The 14,940-nt window shown below is 54.1% G+C and carries 12 protein-coding genes and 5 tRNA genes; 1 reads left to right on the top strand and 16 read right to left on the bottom strand.

The annotated features are described in order from the left end of the window. Positions 1–8: 8 nt before the first annotated feature. From nusG to ABFV38_RS00970, 7 genes are all read right to left on the bottom strand, one after another. Positions 9–554, bottom strand: coding sequence for a transcription termination/antitermination protein NusG (nusG, locus tag ABFV38_RS01000; RefSeq protein WP_003862341.1), 546 nt, complete (start codon positions 552–554; stop codon positions 9–11). 1 nt (position 555) lies between these two features. Further along, positions 556–939, bottom strand: a complete 384-nt coding sequence (gene secE / locus ABFV38_RS00995; RefSeq protein ID WP_003862342.1) for a preprotein translocase subunit SecE — start codon at positions 937–939, stop codon at positions 556–558. Between the two features lie 229 nt (positions 940–1,168). Next, positions 1,169–2,353, bottom strand: coding sequence for an elongation factor Tu (gene tuf, locus ABFV38_RS00990; protein ID WP_023309456.1), 1,185 nt, complete (start codon positions 2,351–2,353; stop codon positions 1,169–1,171). Positions 2,354–2,471: 118 nt separating this feature from the next. Beyond that, a tRNA-Thr gene (locus tag ABFV38_RS00985) sits at positions 2,472–2,547 on the bottom strand. A 6-nt stretch (positions 2,548–2,553) separates the two neighbouring features. Beyond that, positions 2,554–2,628: transfer RNA gene (locus tag ABFV38_RS00980), tRNA-Gly, on the bottom strand. A 117-nt stretch (positions 2,629–2,745) separates the two neighbouring features. Beyond that, a tRNA-Tyr gene (locus ABFV38_RS00975) sits at positions 2,746–2,830 on the bottom strand. A gap of 8 nt (positions 2,831–2,838) precedes the next feature. Further along, positions 2,839–2,914 (bottom strand) — tRNA-Thr (locus tag ABFV38_RS00970). 317 nt (positions 2,915–3,231) lie between these two features. On the opposite strand from ABFV38_RS00970, the gene coaA reads away from it, so the two are divergent. After that, complete coding sequence (coaA, locus tag ABFV38_RS00965) at positions 3,232–4,182, top strand: type I pantothenate kinase (RefSeq protein WP_021242480.1); 951 nt, start codon at positions 3,232–3,234, stop codon at positions 4,180–4,182. A gap of 43 nt (positions 4,183–4,225) precedes the next feature. Here the strand turns inward: coaA and dppF are convergent, their stop codons facing one another. The 9 genes from dppF to ABFV38_RS00920 form a co-directional block, all read right to left on the bottom strand. Next, the gene (dppF, locus tag ABFV38_RS00960) at positions 4,226–5,239 is read right to left on the bottom strand and encodes a dipeptide ABC transporter ATP-binding subunit DppF (protein WP_032644494.1); all 1,014 of its coding nucleotides are present in this window, start codon (positions 5,237–5,239) and stop codon (positions 4,226–4,228) included. Continuing rightward, a complete protein-coding gene (dppD, locus tag ABFV38_RS00955) occupies positions 5,236–6,219 on the bottom strand; it encodes a dipeptide ABC transporter ATP-binding protein (RefSeq protein ID WP_047746334.1) in 984 nt (327 codons plus the stop codon). Before dppD ends, dppF begins: the two co-directional genes overlap by 4 nt. Positions 6,220–6,229: 10 nt before the next feature. Further along, positions 6,230–7,132: a dipeptide ABC transporter permease DppC gene (gene dppC / locus ABFV38_RS00950; protein ID WP_008502771.1), complete on the bottom strand. Its 903-nt coding sequence runs from the start codon at positions 7,130–7,132 to the stop codon at positions 6,230–6,232. A 9-nt stretch (positions 7,133–7,141) separates the two neighbouring features. Beyond that, entirely contained in the window at positions 7,142–8,161 is a 1,020-nt protein-coding gene (gene dppB, locus ABFV38_RS00945; protein WP_008502770.1) for a dipeptide ABC transporter permease DppB, read from the bottom strand. A gap of 177 nt (positions 8,162–8,338) precedes the next feature. Next, positions 8,339–9,946, bottom strand: coding sequence for a dipeptide ABC transporter periplasmic-binding protein DppA (dppA, locus tag ABFV38_RS00940; RefSeq protein WP_045907856.1), 1,608 nt, complete (start codon positions 9,944–9,946; stop codon positions 8,339–8,341). Positions 9,947–10,566: 620 nt separating this feature from the next. Beyond that, a tRNA-Pro gene (locus ABFV38_RS00935) sits at positions 10,567–10,643 on the bottom strand. Between the two features lie 91 nt (positions 10,644–10,734). Next, positions 10,735–12,426 (bottom strand): kdo(2)-lipid A phosphoethanolamine 7''-transferase, encoded by a 1,692-nt coding sequence (gene eptB, locus ABFV38_RS00930; protein ID WP_045907857.1) that lies wholly within the window; start codon positions 12,424–12,426, stop codon positions 10,735–10,737. A gap of 256 nt (positions 12,427–12,682) precedes the next feature. Then, positions 12,683–13,885 (bottom strand): MFS transporter, encoded by a 1,203-nt coding sequence (locus ABFV38_RS00925; RefSeq protein WP_008502767.1) that lies wholly within the window; start codon positions 13,883–13,885, stop codon positions 12,683–12,685. A 238-nt stretch (positions 13,886–14,123) separates the two neighbouring features. Continuing rightward, positions 14,124–14,822, bottom strand: a complete 699-nt coding sequence (locus ABFV38_RS00920; RefSeq protein WP_048226602.1) for an autotransporter domain-containing protein — start codon at positions 14,820–14,822, stop codon at positions 14,124–14,126. Between the last annotated feature and the right edge of the window lie 118 nt (positions 14,823–14,940).

Below are 14,940 nucleotides of genomic sequence, written 5' to 3'. Positions count from 1 at the left end.
ATCGCTGCTTAGGCTTTTTCGACCTGAGCAAAGTCCAGTTCTACCGGGGTCGCACGACCGAAGATAGATACAGAAACTTTCAGGCGGGACTTCTCGTAGTCCACTTCTTCAACGACGCCGTTAAAGTCAGCAAACGGACCGTCATTAACACGCACCATTTCACCCGGTTCAAACAGCGTTTTCGGACGCGGCTTATCACCAACCTGCTGCAGGCGGTTCATAATCGCATCCACTTCTTTGTCGCTGATTGGCGCCGGACGGTCAGACGTGCCGCCGATAAAGCCCATCACGCGCGGTACGCTGCGCACCAGGTGCCAGCTCGCGTCGTTCATCACCATCTGAACCAGCACGTAACCCGGGAAGAATTTGCGTTCGCTTTTGCGACGCTGGCCGCCACGGATCTCGACCACTTCTTCGGTCGGAACCATAACTTCGCCAAATAACTCTTCCATGTTGTGTAATTTGATATGCTCACGCAGCGACGTTGCTACGCGGCCTTCAAAACCGGAAAACGCCTGAACGACGTACCAGCGCTTTTTAGGGGCTTCAGACATCTCAGAACCTCAGGCCAGTGATAAAGGATACCAGGCGAACCAGAATACCATCCAGTCCCCACAGGATCAGTGACATTACAGCGGTAACCGCCGCTACGATCAGCGTGGTGTGCAATGTTTCCTGGCGAGTCGGCCAAATTACCTTACGGACTTCGGTACGCGCTTCGCGAGCAAAAGCGACAGTCGCTTTGCCTTTCGTCGTCAACAGCGCGACACCACCCGCTGCAGCAATCAGAATTACCACTGCAAGCGCGCGTAGCGGCAGCATCATGTCACGATAAAGGTAGTTGCCGACAATCGCTACGATCAGCAGAACGGCTACTACTACCCATTTCATCGCTTCCAGGCCGCGCCCGCTCCCTTGAGCTTCGGTATTCGCACTCATAAACCAACCTGTCAGAAGTATTCTACAAACATTTTCACCCCGCGATTGCGAGGCAAACCAAATCGAAATGCTAATTCGCTTTTCGAATTATACGCTCTCTGCAGAGCCTGTCTCAGCAATGATTATGACAAAAATAATCACTGATGAGCCAGGTTCTGACGTGAAAGCGTGCAAAAAGGGCATCAAATGATGCCCTTTTATTGCGCATTGCGTCAAATGTTATCAGCAATTAGCCGAGAACTTTAGCAACCACGCCCGCGCCAACGGTACGGCCACCTTCACGGATTGCGAAACGCAGACCGTCGTCCATCGCGATTGGGTGGATCAGAGTCACAACCATCTTGATGTTGTCGCCTGGCATGACCATCTCAACGCCTTCTGGCAGTTCGATGGTACCGGTCACGTCAGTCGTACGGAAGTAGAACTGTGGACGGTAGCCTTTGAAGAACGGAGTATGACGGCCGCCTTCGTCTTTGGACAGGATGTACACTTCAGATTCGAACTTGGTGTGTGGCTTGATTGAGCCTGGCTTAGCCAGAACCTGACCACGTTCGATTTCTTCACGTTTGATACCACGCAGCAGAACACCAACGTTCTCACCAGCACGGCCTTCGTCCAGCAGTTTGCGGAACATTTCAACGCCAGTACAGGTAGACTTCGCAGTCTCTTTGATACCAACGATTTCAACTTCTTCACCAACTTTGATGATACCGCGCTCTACACGACCGGTAACAACGGTACCACGACCGGAGATGGAGAATACGTCTTCGATTGGCAGCAGGAATGGCTTGTCAATCGCACGCTCTGGTTCTGGGATGTAAGAATCCAGGAAGCCAGCCAGTTCGATGATTTTCGCTTCCCACTCTGCGTCGCCTTCCAGCGCTTTCAGAGCAGAACCACGAACGATTGGGGTATCGTCGCCTGGGAAATCGTACTGAGACAGCAGTTCACGAACTTCCATCTCTACCAGTTCCAGCAGCTCTTCGTCATCAACCATGTCGCACTTGTTCAGGAACACGATGATGAAAGGAACGCCTACCTGACGACCCAGCAGGATGTGCTCACGAGTCTGAGGCATTGGGCCGTCAGTCGCAGCAACAACCAGGATCGCGCCGTCCATCTGCGCAGCACCGGTGATCATGTTTTTAACATAGTCGGCGTGGCCTGGGCAGTCTACGTGTGCGTAGTGGCGAGTCGGGGTGTCGTACTCAACGTGAGAGGTGTTGATGGTGATACCACGAGCTTTTTCTTCTGGTGCGTTATCGATCTGGTCGAATGCACGAGCAGAACCACCGTAGGTTTTTGCCAGAACGGTAGTGATTGCAGCGGTCAGCGTTGTTTTACCATGGTCAACGTGGCCGATAGTACCGACGTTAACGTGCGGTTTTGTACGTTCAAACTTTTCTTTAGACATCGATTGTCCCTCTAAGACACGGATAAATCGGTGATATCACCACATCAACCAGGCGAAATGCCTGAATTGTTGAATACAGTAAAATTGAAACAGAGAGAAACGGGAAGGAGAAGTGAAGTGGTGCTGATACCCAGAGTCGAACTGGGGACCTCACCCTTACCAAGGGTGCGCTCTACCAACTGAGCCATATCAGCACGTATTGGAGCGGGCAGCGGGAATCGAACCCGCATCATCAGCTTGGAAGGCTGAGGTAATAGCCATTATACGATGCCCGCATCCTGAAACTCGGCTACCCAGTTCTTTCTGTAACAAAAAAAGAGATTTCTCTCTTTTTCAGTTTGAGCTGGCTAATTTTTCCAACCAGCTCCGGCGGCATTTACGCTGCCAGAAAGTGGTGGTGGGGGAAGGATTCGAACCTTCGAAGTCTGTGACGGCAGATTTACAGTCTGCTCCCTTTGGCCGCTCGGGAACCCCACCGGACTTGATGGTGCCGACTACCGGAATCGAACTGGTGACCTACTGATTACAAGTCAGTTGCTCTACCTACTGAGCTAAGTCGGCATCAAGTAGCGCGCATTCTATGGATACCTGCGCGGTCATGCAACTAAAAATTTGCATAAAACGTTCTTTCGCTCACATTTTATGCGAACGAAGCGCTAAGCGCTGTAAAAGTAGTCATTGTGGGTCAAATAATCAACATGCACGCGTAATTTACACCGTATACACCATAGCGTGACGGCTTCCGCGTAACGCAGCGCTATCCATCTTTTTTCTTATTATTCCTGCCATCTGGTGTTAACCTCCTGCCCATTGTCCAAAATTAACTGTGTGATGAGCCACGATCCGGCAGTATAGCGCTGGCTCACTGAAGCATGCTTATGAGCAAAAAAGAGCAAACGTTAATGACGCCTTATCTTCACTTTAACCGCAGCCAGTGGGCTGCCCTGCGTGATTCCGTCCCTATGACGCTGACGGAAGGTGAAATCGCACGGTTAAAAGGGATAAACGAAGATCTGTCCCTTGAAGAGGTGGCAGAAATTTATCTCCCCCTCTCTCGCTTGCTTAACTTCTATATCAGCTCGAACCTGCGTCGTCAGGCGGTGCTGGAGCAGTTTCTCGGGACGAACGGTCAACGCATTCCTTATATCATTAGTATCGCAGGCAGCGTGGCCGTGGGTAAAAGTACCACCGCACGCGTTTTGCAGGCGCTGTTGAGCCGCTGGCCGGAACACCGCAGCGTGGAGCTGATCACGACCGACGGCTTCCTGCATCCGAACGAAGTCTTAAAAGAACGCGGGCTGATGAAGAAGAAAGGCTTCCCGCTCTCTTATGATATGCACCGTCTGGTGAAATTTGTCTCTGACCTGAAATCCGGCGTGCCTCACGTAACAGCGCCGGTCTATTCGCACCTGATCTACGATCGCATCCCGGGTGGGGATAAAACGGTGGTCCAGCCGGATATTCTCATTCTGGAAGGTCTGAACGTGCTGCAAAGCGGCATGGACTATCCTCACGACCCGCACCACGTCTTTGTCTCGGATTTCGTCGATTTCTCTATTTACGTCGATGCGCCGGAAGACCTGCTGCAGAACTGGTACATCAACCGCTTCCTGAAGTTCCGCGAAGGGGCGTTCACCGATCCGGACTCCTATTTCCACCACTATGCTCAGCTTTCTGAAGAAGAAGCGATCAATGTGGCGACGGGGCTGTGGAATGAGATCAACTACGTGAACCTCAAAGAGAACATCCTGCCGACGCGCGAGCGTGCGAGCCTGATCCTCACCAAGAGCGAGAAGCACGCCGTCGACCAGATTCGCCTGCGGAAATAATAAAGCAGACATAAAAAAACCGGCATAGCGCCGGTTTTTTTCGTTATGCGTGTGGCTTCTCGCCGTTTTCATCTTGATCGACCGCAAAGCAGGCCACCAGCTGGCCGCCATAATCCTTCAGCTGCGGCTGTAGCTGGGTGCAAGGGCCAAAGCGGCGGCTGCAGCGGGCATTGAATGCACATCCCGGCGGCGGATTCAGCGGGCTTGGCAGCTCTCCCGTCAGCTTAATACGCTCACGACGATCGTCCGGGTTCAGACGCGGCGTCGCGGACAGCAGCGCCTGGGTGTACGGGTGGCGAGGGTTATTAAAGATCTGGTCTTTGGTCCCCTTCTCCACGCAGCGCCCCAGATACATCACCATCACTTCATCGGCAATATGCTCTACCACCGACAGGTCGTGGGAGATGAACACGTAAGAGAGTCCCAGCTCCTGCTGCAGATCCATCATCAGGTTCAGCACCTGCGCACGCACGGAGACGTCGAGCGCCGACACCGGCTCGTCGGCAATCACCACGTCCGGGTCAAGCATCAGACCGCGCGCGATGGCGATACGCTGACGCTGGCCGCCGGAGAACATATGCGGATAGCGGTCGTAATGCTCGGTTTTGAGGCCGACCTTTGCCATCATCGCCAGCGCTTTTTCACGGCGCTGCTCTTTGCTCAGATTGCTGTTAATCAGCAGCGGTTCTTCCAGAATCTGCCCCACTTTTTTACGCGGGTTCAAAGAACCATACGGGTTCTGGAACACAATCTGGATTTTCTGGCGACGCAGCTTCTGCGCCTGCGGATCGTGCTTGAGCAGATCCTGGCCTTGATAATAAAGTTCACCGCCGGTCGGCACTTCAATCATCGTCAGCAGACGGCCCAGCGTCGATTTCCCGCAGCCTGACTCTCCCACTACCGCCAGCGTTTTACCGCGTTCGAGGTTAAAGGAGACGCCGTCCAGCGCTTTCACCAGGCGTTCAGGGGCAAACAGTCCCTTCTTCACCGGGTAATATTTTTTCAGGTCGATGGCCTGCAACAGCGGCTGTTGCGTGGTGGCCTGTTGCGTACTCATAGTGTTGGCCTCCCGGCATCATCGAGTGGGTAGTGGCATTTCGACTGACGACCGTCAGCCAGCTGGTTCAGCTCTGGCTCTTCCGTCCGGCATTTGTCCGTCGCATACGGACAACGCGGATTGAGCAGACAGCCCTGCGGACGGTCATATTTACCCGGCACCACACCCGGCAGCGATGCCAGACGCGCTTTATCCTGAGCAAACTCCGGCAGCGCGCGTAAAAGCGCCTGGGTATACGGGTGACGCGGCGCGCGGAAGATATCGTGCGAATTTCCGGTCTCGACCACCTGGCCGGCATACATCACAATGATTTTGTGTGCAGCTTCGGCCACCAGCGCCAGATCGTGCGTAATCAGCACTAGCGCCATATTCTCTTTCTGCTGCAGCTCCAGCAGCAGCTCGATGATTTGTGCCTGAATGGTCACATCCAGCGCCGTCGTCGGTTCATCCGCAATCAGCAGCTTTGGCCGACAGGCAATCGCCATGGCGATCATCACGCGCTGGCTCATCCCGCCGGAGAGCTGGTGCGGGTAAACGTCCAGACGCGAAGCCGGGTCAGGAATACCCACCTGGTTCAGCAGATCGATCGCCCGCTGACGACGGGTTTTCTTATTCCCGCCCTGGTGCACCTTAATCGCTTCCATAATCTGGAAACCGACGGTGTAGCACGGGTTCAGGCTGGTCATCGGATCCTGGAAAATCATCGCCACTTCCGCGCCCACCAGCTGGCGGCGCTGTTTTTCAGAAATGCGCTTCAGGTCCTGACCGTTGAACTGCAGGTTTTCCGCCATCACGCGGCCCGGGTAATCAATCAGCCCCATGATCGCCAGCGAGCTGACGGACTTACCGGAACCGGACTCCCCAACGATACCCACCACTTCGCCCTGATTGACGCTGTAGCTGATGCGGTCCACGGCGCGAAACGGGGTGCCTTCATCGCCGAAGTGCACCGATAATTTATCTACATTTAATAACGCCATCTCGTGCCTCTTACTGCTTCAGTTTGGGATCAAGCGCATCACGCAGGCCATCACCCATCAGGTTAAATGCCAGCACCGTCAGCAGGATTGCCAGACCCGGGAAGGTGACAACCCACCAGGCGCTTTGTGCGAACTGCAACACGTCGGAGAGCATGGTGCCCCACTCCGGTGTTGGCGGCTGCGCACCCATGCCCAGGAAGCCAAGAGCGGCCATATCAAGAATGGCGTTAGAGAAACCGAGCGACGCCTGAACAATCAGCGGCGCAAGGCAGTTCGGGAAGATATTGACAAACATCTGGCGCATCGCACCGGCCCCCGCTACGCGAGACGCCGTGACGTAGTCGCGGTTCACTTCCACCAGCACCGCCGCGCGGGTTAAACGCACGTAGTGAGGAAGCGCCACGAACGTCAGCGCCAGGGCGGCGTTACCGATCGACGGCCCGAAGATCGCCACCAGCACCAGCGCCAGCAGCAGGCTTGGCAGCGCCAGCATGATGTCGACGATACGCATGATGATGTTATCAACAATGCCGCCGAAGTAACCGGCAACCAGACCCAGTACAATCCCCATAATCAGGGATAACACCACCACCAGACAGCCGACCAGCAGCGACAGGCGCGCACCGTACATCAGACGCGACAGCACATCGCGGCCCACATCATCGGTCCCCAGCAGGTGCGCCAGGCTACCGCCGTCCTGCCAGGCAGGCGGGGCGAGCAGCGCATCGCGGAACTGGTCCGCCGGGTTATACGGCGCGAGGACGTTCGCAAATACCGCAATCAGGATCATGATAGCGACATACACCAGCCCCACCACCGCGCCTTTGTTGCGCTTGAAGTAGTGCCAGAACTCCTGCATCGGCGTCATCGGAACCGGTGCAGCAACAACTTTGTTTTCAGAAACCTGTGACATGATGGCCCCTTACTTCTTATGACGAATACGCGGGTTCACCACGCCGTACAGCAAATCGACCAGCAGGTTGACGAGGATAATCATCGTCGCGACCAGCAGAACACCGCCCTGCACAACCGGATAGTCACGGCGCTGCAGCGCGTCAATCAGCCAGCGGCCCAGGCCCGGCCAGGAGAAGATGGTTTCGGTCAGGATCGCCCCCGCCAGCAACGTCCCCACCTGGAGACCGATAACGGTCACTACCGGCAGCATGGCGTTACGCAGCGCATGGACGATAATGACGCGCATACGCGTCAGGCCCTTGGCGCGGGCGGTGCGAATGTAATCCTCACCCAGCACTTCCAGCATCGATGAACGGGTCATACGGACGATCACCGCCAGAGGAATGGTGCCCAGCACCATGGCAGGCAGGATCATGTGCGCGACGGCATCCATGAAGTTGCCCTCTTCACCCCAGATAGCCGTATCAATCAGCATAAAGCCGGTGAGCGGGTTGGAGTCGTCCAGGAAGACCATATCGCTGACGCGCCCGGAAACTGGTGTCAGGTTAAGCTGCACCGAGACCAGCATGATCAGCATCATGCCCCACCAGAAGATAGGCATGGAGTAGCCGGTCAGCGCCAGACCCACGGCGGTATGGTCAAAAATAGAGCCACGCTTGACGGCAGCCAGTACCCCGACAGGAATACCCACCGCGGTGGCGAAAATCATGGCGCAGACCCCAAGCTCCAGTGTCGCTTTAAAACGCGGCACGAACTCGTCCCACACCGGAAGACGGCTTTTCAACGAAATCCCTAAATCACCGTGCAGCACGCCCCAGATATAGTGGAGATACTGCTGCCACATCGGCTTATCGAGGCCGAGTTCAGCCAGCAGCTGTGCATGGCGCTCAGGGGAAATACCACGCTCGCCCGCCATAATCATTACCGGGTCGCCGGGGATCATATGGACGAAGGCAAAAGTGAGAAGGGTGATACCGATAAACGTGGGGATAACAAGTCCCAGACGTCGGAGGATGAACTGCAACATAACCCGGATTCTCTCTGATGACGCACGCCCAGTGGCGTGACGTCTGTATTGCTCACAAATCTTATCCCCTCTCCTTTCAGAGAGAGAATTAAGCACTGCTGCCGGGTGGCGCTACGCTTACCCGACCTACAGACCGTAGGCCAGTGCAAGCACAGCGCCGCCTGGCGTTGCTTTTAATTATTCAACCGATACGTTTTCGAAGTGGTGTTTGCCCAGTGGATCAACCACGTAGCCTTTCACTTCTTTACGCACTGGCTCGTACACGGTGGAGTGAGCAACAATCAGCGCCGGAGCCTGATCGTGCATAACAACCTGCGCCTGCTTGTACAGTTCAATACGTTTGTTGTGATCGTCGGTCGCACGCGCCGGCTGGATCAGGTCTTCAAACGGCTTGTAGCACCAGCGAGAGTAGTTAGAACCGTCTTTTGCCGCCGCGCAGCTGAACAGGGTGGCGAAGAAGTTGTCCGGATCCCCGTTATCACCGGTCCAGCCCATCATGACTGCCTGGTGCTCACCCGCTTTGGCGCGCTTCAGGTACTCGCCCCACTCGTAGGTCACAATCTTGGCCTGAACGCCAATCTTAGCCCAGTCAGCCTGAACCATTTCTGCCATACGGCGTGCGTTCGGGTTGTACGGACGCTGTACCGGCATCGCCCACAGCTCGACGGTGAAGCCTTTATCCTGGCCCGCTTCTTTCAGCAGCGCTTTCGCTTTCTCAGGATCGTAGGAGTAATCTTTAACGTCGTCGTTATAGCCCCACATGGTTGGTGGGATCAGGTTTTTGGCTGCAACGCCAGCGCCCTGGTAAACCGCCTTAATAATCGCTTCTTTGTTCACCGCGTAGGTCAGCGCCTGACGCACTTTCACGTCATCAAACGGTTTCTTCTCGGTGTTAAAGGAGAGATAGCCCACGTTCAGGCCAGCCTGCTCCAGCAGGTTGATGTTCTTGTCCTGCTTCATGCGGGCGATGTCTGCCGGGTTCGGATATGGCATCACCTGGCATTCGTTTTTCTGCAGTTTTGCATAACGTACGGACGCATCAGGCGTGATGGAGAAGACCAGACGGTCAATCTTCGGCTTGGTGCCCCAGTAGCCTTCGAATGCTTTATACAGAATACGGGAGTCTTTCTGGTACTGCAGCAGCTGGAATGGACCGGTACCGATTGGGTTCAGGTCGACTTTCTCCGGCGTACCGGCTTTCAGCATGTTATCTGCGTACTCTTTGGACAGAATAGAGGCGAAGTCCATGGCCAGGTCTGCCAGGAACGGCGCTTCCGGACGCGTCAGCACGAACTGAACGGTATTATCGTCCACTTTTTTCACTTCAGAGATCAGATCCGGCAGGCCCATCCCTTCGAAGTATTCATAGCTGCCGCCAGAGACTTTGTGGTACGGGTTCTGGGCGTTTTTCTGACGGTCGAAGGAGAACACAACGTCGTCGGCATTAAAGTCGCGCGTTGGTTTGAAATCTTTGCTGTCCTGCCACTTCACGCCCTGGCGCAGGTGGAAGGTATAGGTTTTACCGTCTTCGCTGACGTCCCACTTCTCAGCCAGACCCGGAATCACTTCCGTGGTGCCGGTTTTGAATTCAACCAGACGGTTATAGATCGGTACAGAGCTTGCGTCGTACGTCGTACCAGAGGTAAAGAGCTGTGGGTTAAAGCCTTCCGGCGAGCCTTCAGAACAGTAAACCAGGGTTTTTGCCTGTACGCTTGCTGCCACGGTCATAGCCACCAGACTCAGACCAAGCTTCAGCATCCCTGACTTCTTCAAGGAAATACTCATTATTCTGCTCCAATGTGATGTTTTGCTTTGTTGTGTTACGCCGCCAGACCTTTATTTATTTTTTACCCGGTCCGGTCGGAGGTGCCCGAAGGCGTTAAAGGGATGGAGAATCCTTTCAGAAGAGCGTTTGAGTTGCAGCGCAGATCGTCCCTGAAATGCCCCTCATGCCCTACAATCTGTCAACAGAATGTGAAAACGTCAATACAGGTGACGGGGATTTACGCTGAGTGTGAGAAACCGCAAACAAAGATTAAAAAAACCATGAGCGCCAGTTTTCAGCAGGGAAATTTATGCTACTCGCCATGTTGCAGCACAACTCTCTCCCTATTTCGCCACAATCAGTGATTAACTTTTATTCAGAATGGGTAAATTTTCTTGCAGAATGGTGATTATCTGAGCACTAAATACCGCGAACGTTAAAACGCACAGCGAAAAATGCTGAGGTTATCCATAAGCAACGCGAAAAAAGATCAATCTATATATAAAAAAATACAATGGATTATGTCACAAAATCGTTAACAGACAGGGAGAAGCCGGTCTAACAGGCGTTTTGGATACTCTGGTGGGGTAAGGTCATAATGCAAAAAGGGCTAACCTTGCGGTTAGCCCTTTTCAGAATGTGGTCGGCGAGAGAGGATTCGAACCTCCGACCCACTGGTCCCAAACCAGTTGCGCTACCAAGCTGCGCTACTCGCCGAATGCGGAGCGCATCTTACTGCTGAGGTGCGCCCCCGTCAATCCCTTATTTTCAAAAAGCCATTCAACTGGCGATATTCTCGCCAGAGCAGCTACTGCGCGGCTTTTGCGCTGTTATCGGGGAGTTTACACCAGTTGTTGTTTTCGTTAATTCCACCATCCGGTGAGGTATAGCCGAGACACCCCATGATGGTGTCATACAGCTCAACGTGACGACGCGGCACCTTCATCTCCGCCTCTTTCTTCAGCTGAGCAAACATCTTCGCTTTCTCCGGGTCTTCCAGATACTTGTCGGACATCCACACCATCATTGGCACGCGGAACTGCTCCGGCGGCGCCATCTTGCGTGGCGTACCGTGGAGATGCTCGTATTCATTGATGGATTCACCGTGGTCTGCCGCATAGAAGACGATCGCTTTCTTATCACGAACCTGGTCAATCACCGTATCAATAAAGTGATCCACATACATTACGGAGTTATCGTAGGAGTTAATCAGCTGCGCTTTGGTGCAGTCTTTATCCACCCCGACACATTCCGGCGTCCATTTGGCAAAGCTACGCGGATAGCGTTGGGTGTAATTAAAGTGCGACCCTTTGGTATGCAGGATGATCATGTGCTTGCCATCAGGCTTACCGTTGAGGGAGAGTTTCATCTCATCTATCAGCAGCATGTCATCGACAGGTTTTCCACGGTTGCGCGCCTCTGCGCCAATCTGCTCGCGGTAGGAAATGTTTTGCGCCATGGTATTGCTGTAGAACCACATCTCGCTCTGCATCGCATAGAGGTCAGACGTAAATCCAAGCTGATGCAGCACCGAGAAGACGTTTTGCTCTTTTAGCGTACGCTGCGGGTTGTCGCTCGCCCCGCCCTCGCGCACAAACATGCAGCGCAGGGAGAGCTTGGTGGCGGTATCACAGGAATAGCCACGATAGGCAATCAGGTTCTTTTCCTGCGCCAGTTTCGGCGTAGTATCTCGGTTATAGCCGAGAATACCCATATGATCCCAGCGCGTGGTCTCTCCGATAATAAAGACGACGTAGGTATCGTCGATATCTTTTGGCGCAACATAGGTAAATTTCTTCGCCGGGTTTATCAGCGACTTATTATCCGAGGACTCATCCACCTGCGCCCACGCATACAGCCCCAGCGCGGAGATCCAGTTAGACGGCAAATACGAGTTGGCGACCACACCGCCATAGCTTGGCAGATCCACGCCGGAGGTACGCTCATCATTCTTCTGCTTCACTTCCAGCAGGCGAATCGGCCCCCAGACCATCAGGCCCGCCAGCAGCACCACGGCGACGCTTCTGAATCGCTTTCCGGGCGTGCGGATCTGGTGAACCAGCGTGTAGCGGCAGCGGTTGCTCCAGATGAGCAGCAGCGGCAAGGCGCTGACGGCCACTAGCCAGAGAATAAAGTGGAGCCCTACAACCTCTTTAGAGAGGTCGATATCCGTGGTCATCACCGAGGCAATAATGCCGTAGCCAATCACCACGTTCATAAAGGTCATGTAATAGCTGGCACCCGCCGAGCACAGCACGATAAACGTTGCCAGCACTCGCCACACGCGACGGCCAAACAGGGTAAGAATACGGAATAAAAAGAAGGTGACCAGTACCGCAGCGACCAATTCGACAACCGCTGCAATTCCTTTCCAGACGGTAAAATCATGCGCATAACCGTCAAACCGACGAAAAAAAACTGCGCCATTCATAAACAGGCCGATGTACAACGCCAGCAAAAAGCAGAGCTTTTGTTGCGCCATCGATTTAATGTATTTCATGCAAGCTACCCGGAACAAGGGACAGTACCACCGCCCACGCTGATTATTACGTGGGCAGATTACATATACGCACAGGGGATCGTTCAGTGAAACGACGACAGGCGTGGTAAGTAGACCACAGAGGAAGGGAAAAGTGGCAGCAGAGTGTGTGATCGGTACAGTTATTTACAAAAAACACTTCAGGAATTTGACAACGCCAGCAAAGCCTCGGTTTTCACATAAGAAACAGGCCGGATAACCGGCCTTATTTAACGTCTCAGGCGTGCACCTCTTTGAAGACTTCACGCTGCGGCTGACGAATCGTCGTGGACAGCGCCAGCGAGATAATCAGCAAGGCAAAGATCACGCAGAAGGTCACGTAGAACCCGCCGAACAGGGAGGCAATCAGCGAGCCGCAGATACTGCCAATCCCGAAGCCCAGATAGATAACCCCATAGTTTTTCGCCAGATTGTTCAGGCCAAAGAACTCGCTCACCAGTGACGGGAAGACGGTAATGGTGCCGCCGAAGTTAAAGGCCACGCAGGCAATCGCCGCGAAGAAGGTGGCTTCATTCAGCGGAGCGAACAGCAGCGCCGCCATACCGACCAGCGAAACCACCTGCCCAATCGTAATCACGCGGATGCGGGCAATTTTGTCAGACAGGATACCGAGGACCAGACGACCCGAGAGGTTAGCAATGGAAATCACGGTCACCGCGTTGGCCGCCGTGGCTGCATCCAGTTTCACCATCCCCTGCGCGATATCTTTCGCCACGCCGATGACATACAGACCGCTCATGCAGGCCGTCAGGAACATCACCGCCAGCATCCAGTACTGTGGCTTACGCATGGACTGCGCGAGGGTGAAGTCGTTCTCCACCACGCCGTTTACAGATTTCACTTCCTGCTGCGGCGCATCTTTCATCAGCGTGGCGCCGAACAGAATCATCACCAGCACGATAGCGCCCCAGATCATGAAGGTTTTTTCGAGACCGACGGACGCCAGCAGATGGGCGTCGATAAATTTGAACCCGAGGCTGCCCAAACCGTAAGAACCGATGGCAAACGCCGAGATTAAGCCTTTACGTTCCGGGAACCACTTCACGCAGTTTGACAGCGTCAGCAGATACCCCGCACCGTCCGCCAGCCCCACCAGCACGCCAGCGCTTAGCCATAACATCATCAGGTTGCTTGAATGCGCGGTCAGGAAAAAGCCCAGCCCCAGCAGGATACCGGACGCCATGGTCACGCGCTTCACGCCAAAACGCTCCTGCAACTTGCCCGCGACGGAGGATGAAATCGCCAGACCCAGACTCAGCAAACCAAAGGAGAACGCGACCTGGCTGACCGGTGCGCCGAGTTTGTCGGAAAGCGCGCTGTTAAACAGGCTCCAGGTATAGACCGACCCCAGCGCAAACTGAGTGACGATGGTACCAAAGAGCGTGAGCCAGCGCGTGCGGTTATAGGTTGATGTGTTCATGGCAGTTGTCCTGCAAGAGAAATTAAGGAAGTTCGCTGAGGACAACGATAAACAAAACCTTAATATGCCTGGGGTAAAACGGCATGAAATGCAGGCGGAACGGAATGAAATGCCTGGAATCGGGAATGAATGACCTGGCACGGGAATAAAGCGATAGCGTGTTAGTACCTGCTATCGCTGTAAACCCTGTGGTTGTTGTATTCGAGATGTTATCGTAACGTTTAAAAAAGTAACAACTCTAGAAATTCGCGCTGACGCCGAGGGTGTATAAAAACTCCTCACCGGTAGTGGTATGCTCCCCCTGAGCCAGCGACGCATAGGCCGCCATGTGCGTATTAAAGGGAATATCCGTTCCTACGGTGACATCCATCCAGCTACCGTTTTGAGCAGGGGCGGGCGTTTGTGGCATACCAAACTGCGATTTCCACTGATTTTCACCAAACTGCTGGTTATAGCTGATCTGCGCCCAGGGCCGGAGATCGCCGTACTGGGTATTCACGCGCCACCCCAGCGTGCTGATGCTCGCATGCCAGAGCGGGTCCGTGACTGACTGTGTCGACGCGCTATCCCCAAACTCGTTGATCATCATGGGAGCCGTGCCGTCATAACGCCACGCCACCACCGGGCCAGTGCTGATGCGCGCTGAAACGGGAAAATTCCAGCCCACGCTCATCGCCCCCTCTGCCGTACTGCCAGACGGTATATTCAGGGCAAGACCCGGGGCGTTTTGCGAAGACTGAATACGCTCAGCGAGAATATCCTCATAGCGCGGTTGGTGATCCGCGTCCCATGTATAGCGTTCCGCCGTATTATTTTGGGCGTCTGAAACGATATATTCCTGTTGCCAGGCAGACGCTGTATTACAAAAAAACAGGCAGGCTGAAATTCCCACCAGGCCAGACACAGCATGGCGACCACTGATTTTTTTTATCATCATCAACGCGACCCCAGAGAGAGCCGAATTCGGCGATATTTGTCGTTATTCAGGAAGAGCTTATAGACCTTGTATTAACTATTGTCTTTATAGTAAACACGTCAAGCCGGTCAGAACGAAA

Source organism: Enterobacter cloacae complex sp. Mu1197 (assembly GCF_040059225.1).
GTDB classification, from domain to species: domain Bacteria; phylum Pseudomonadota; class Gammaproteobacteria; order Enterobacterales; family Enterobacteriaceae; genus Enterobacter; species Enterobacter quasiroggenkampii.
The sequence above is the reverse complement of the archived record's forward strand: the minus strand, read 5'-3'. Positions and strand labels throughout refer to the sequence as shown.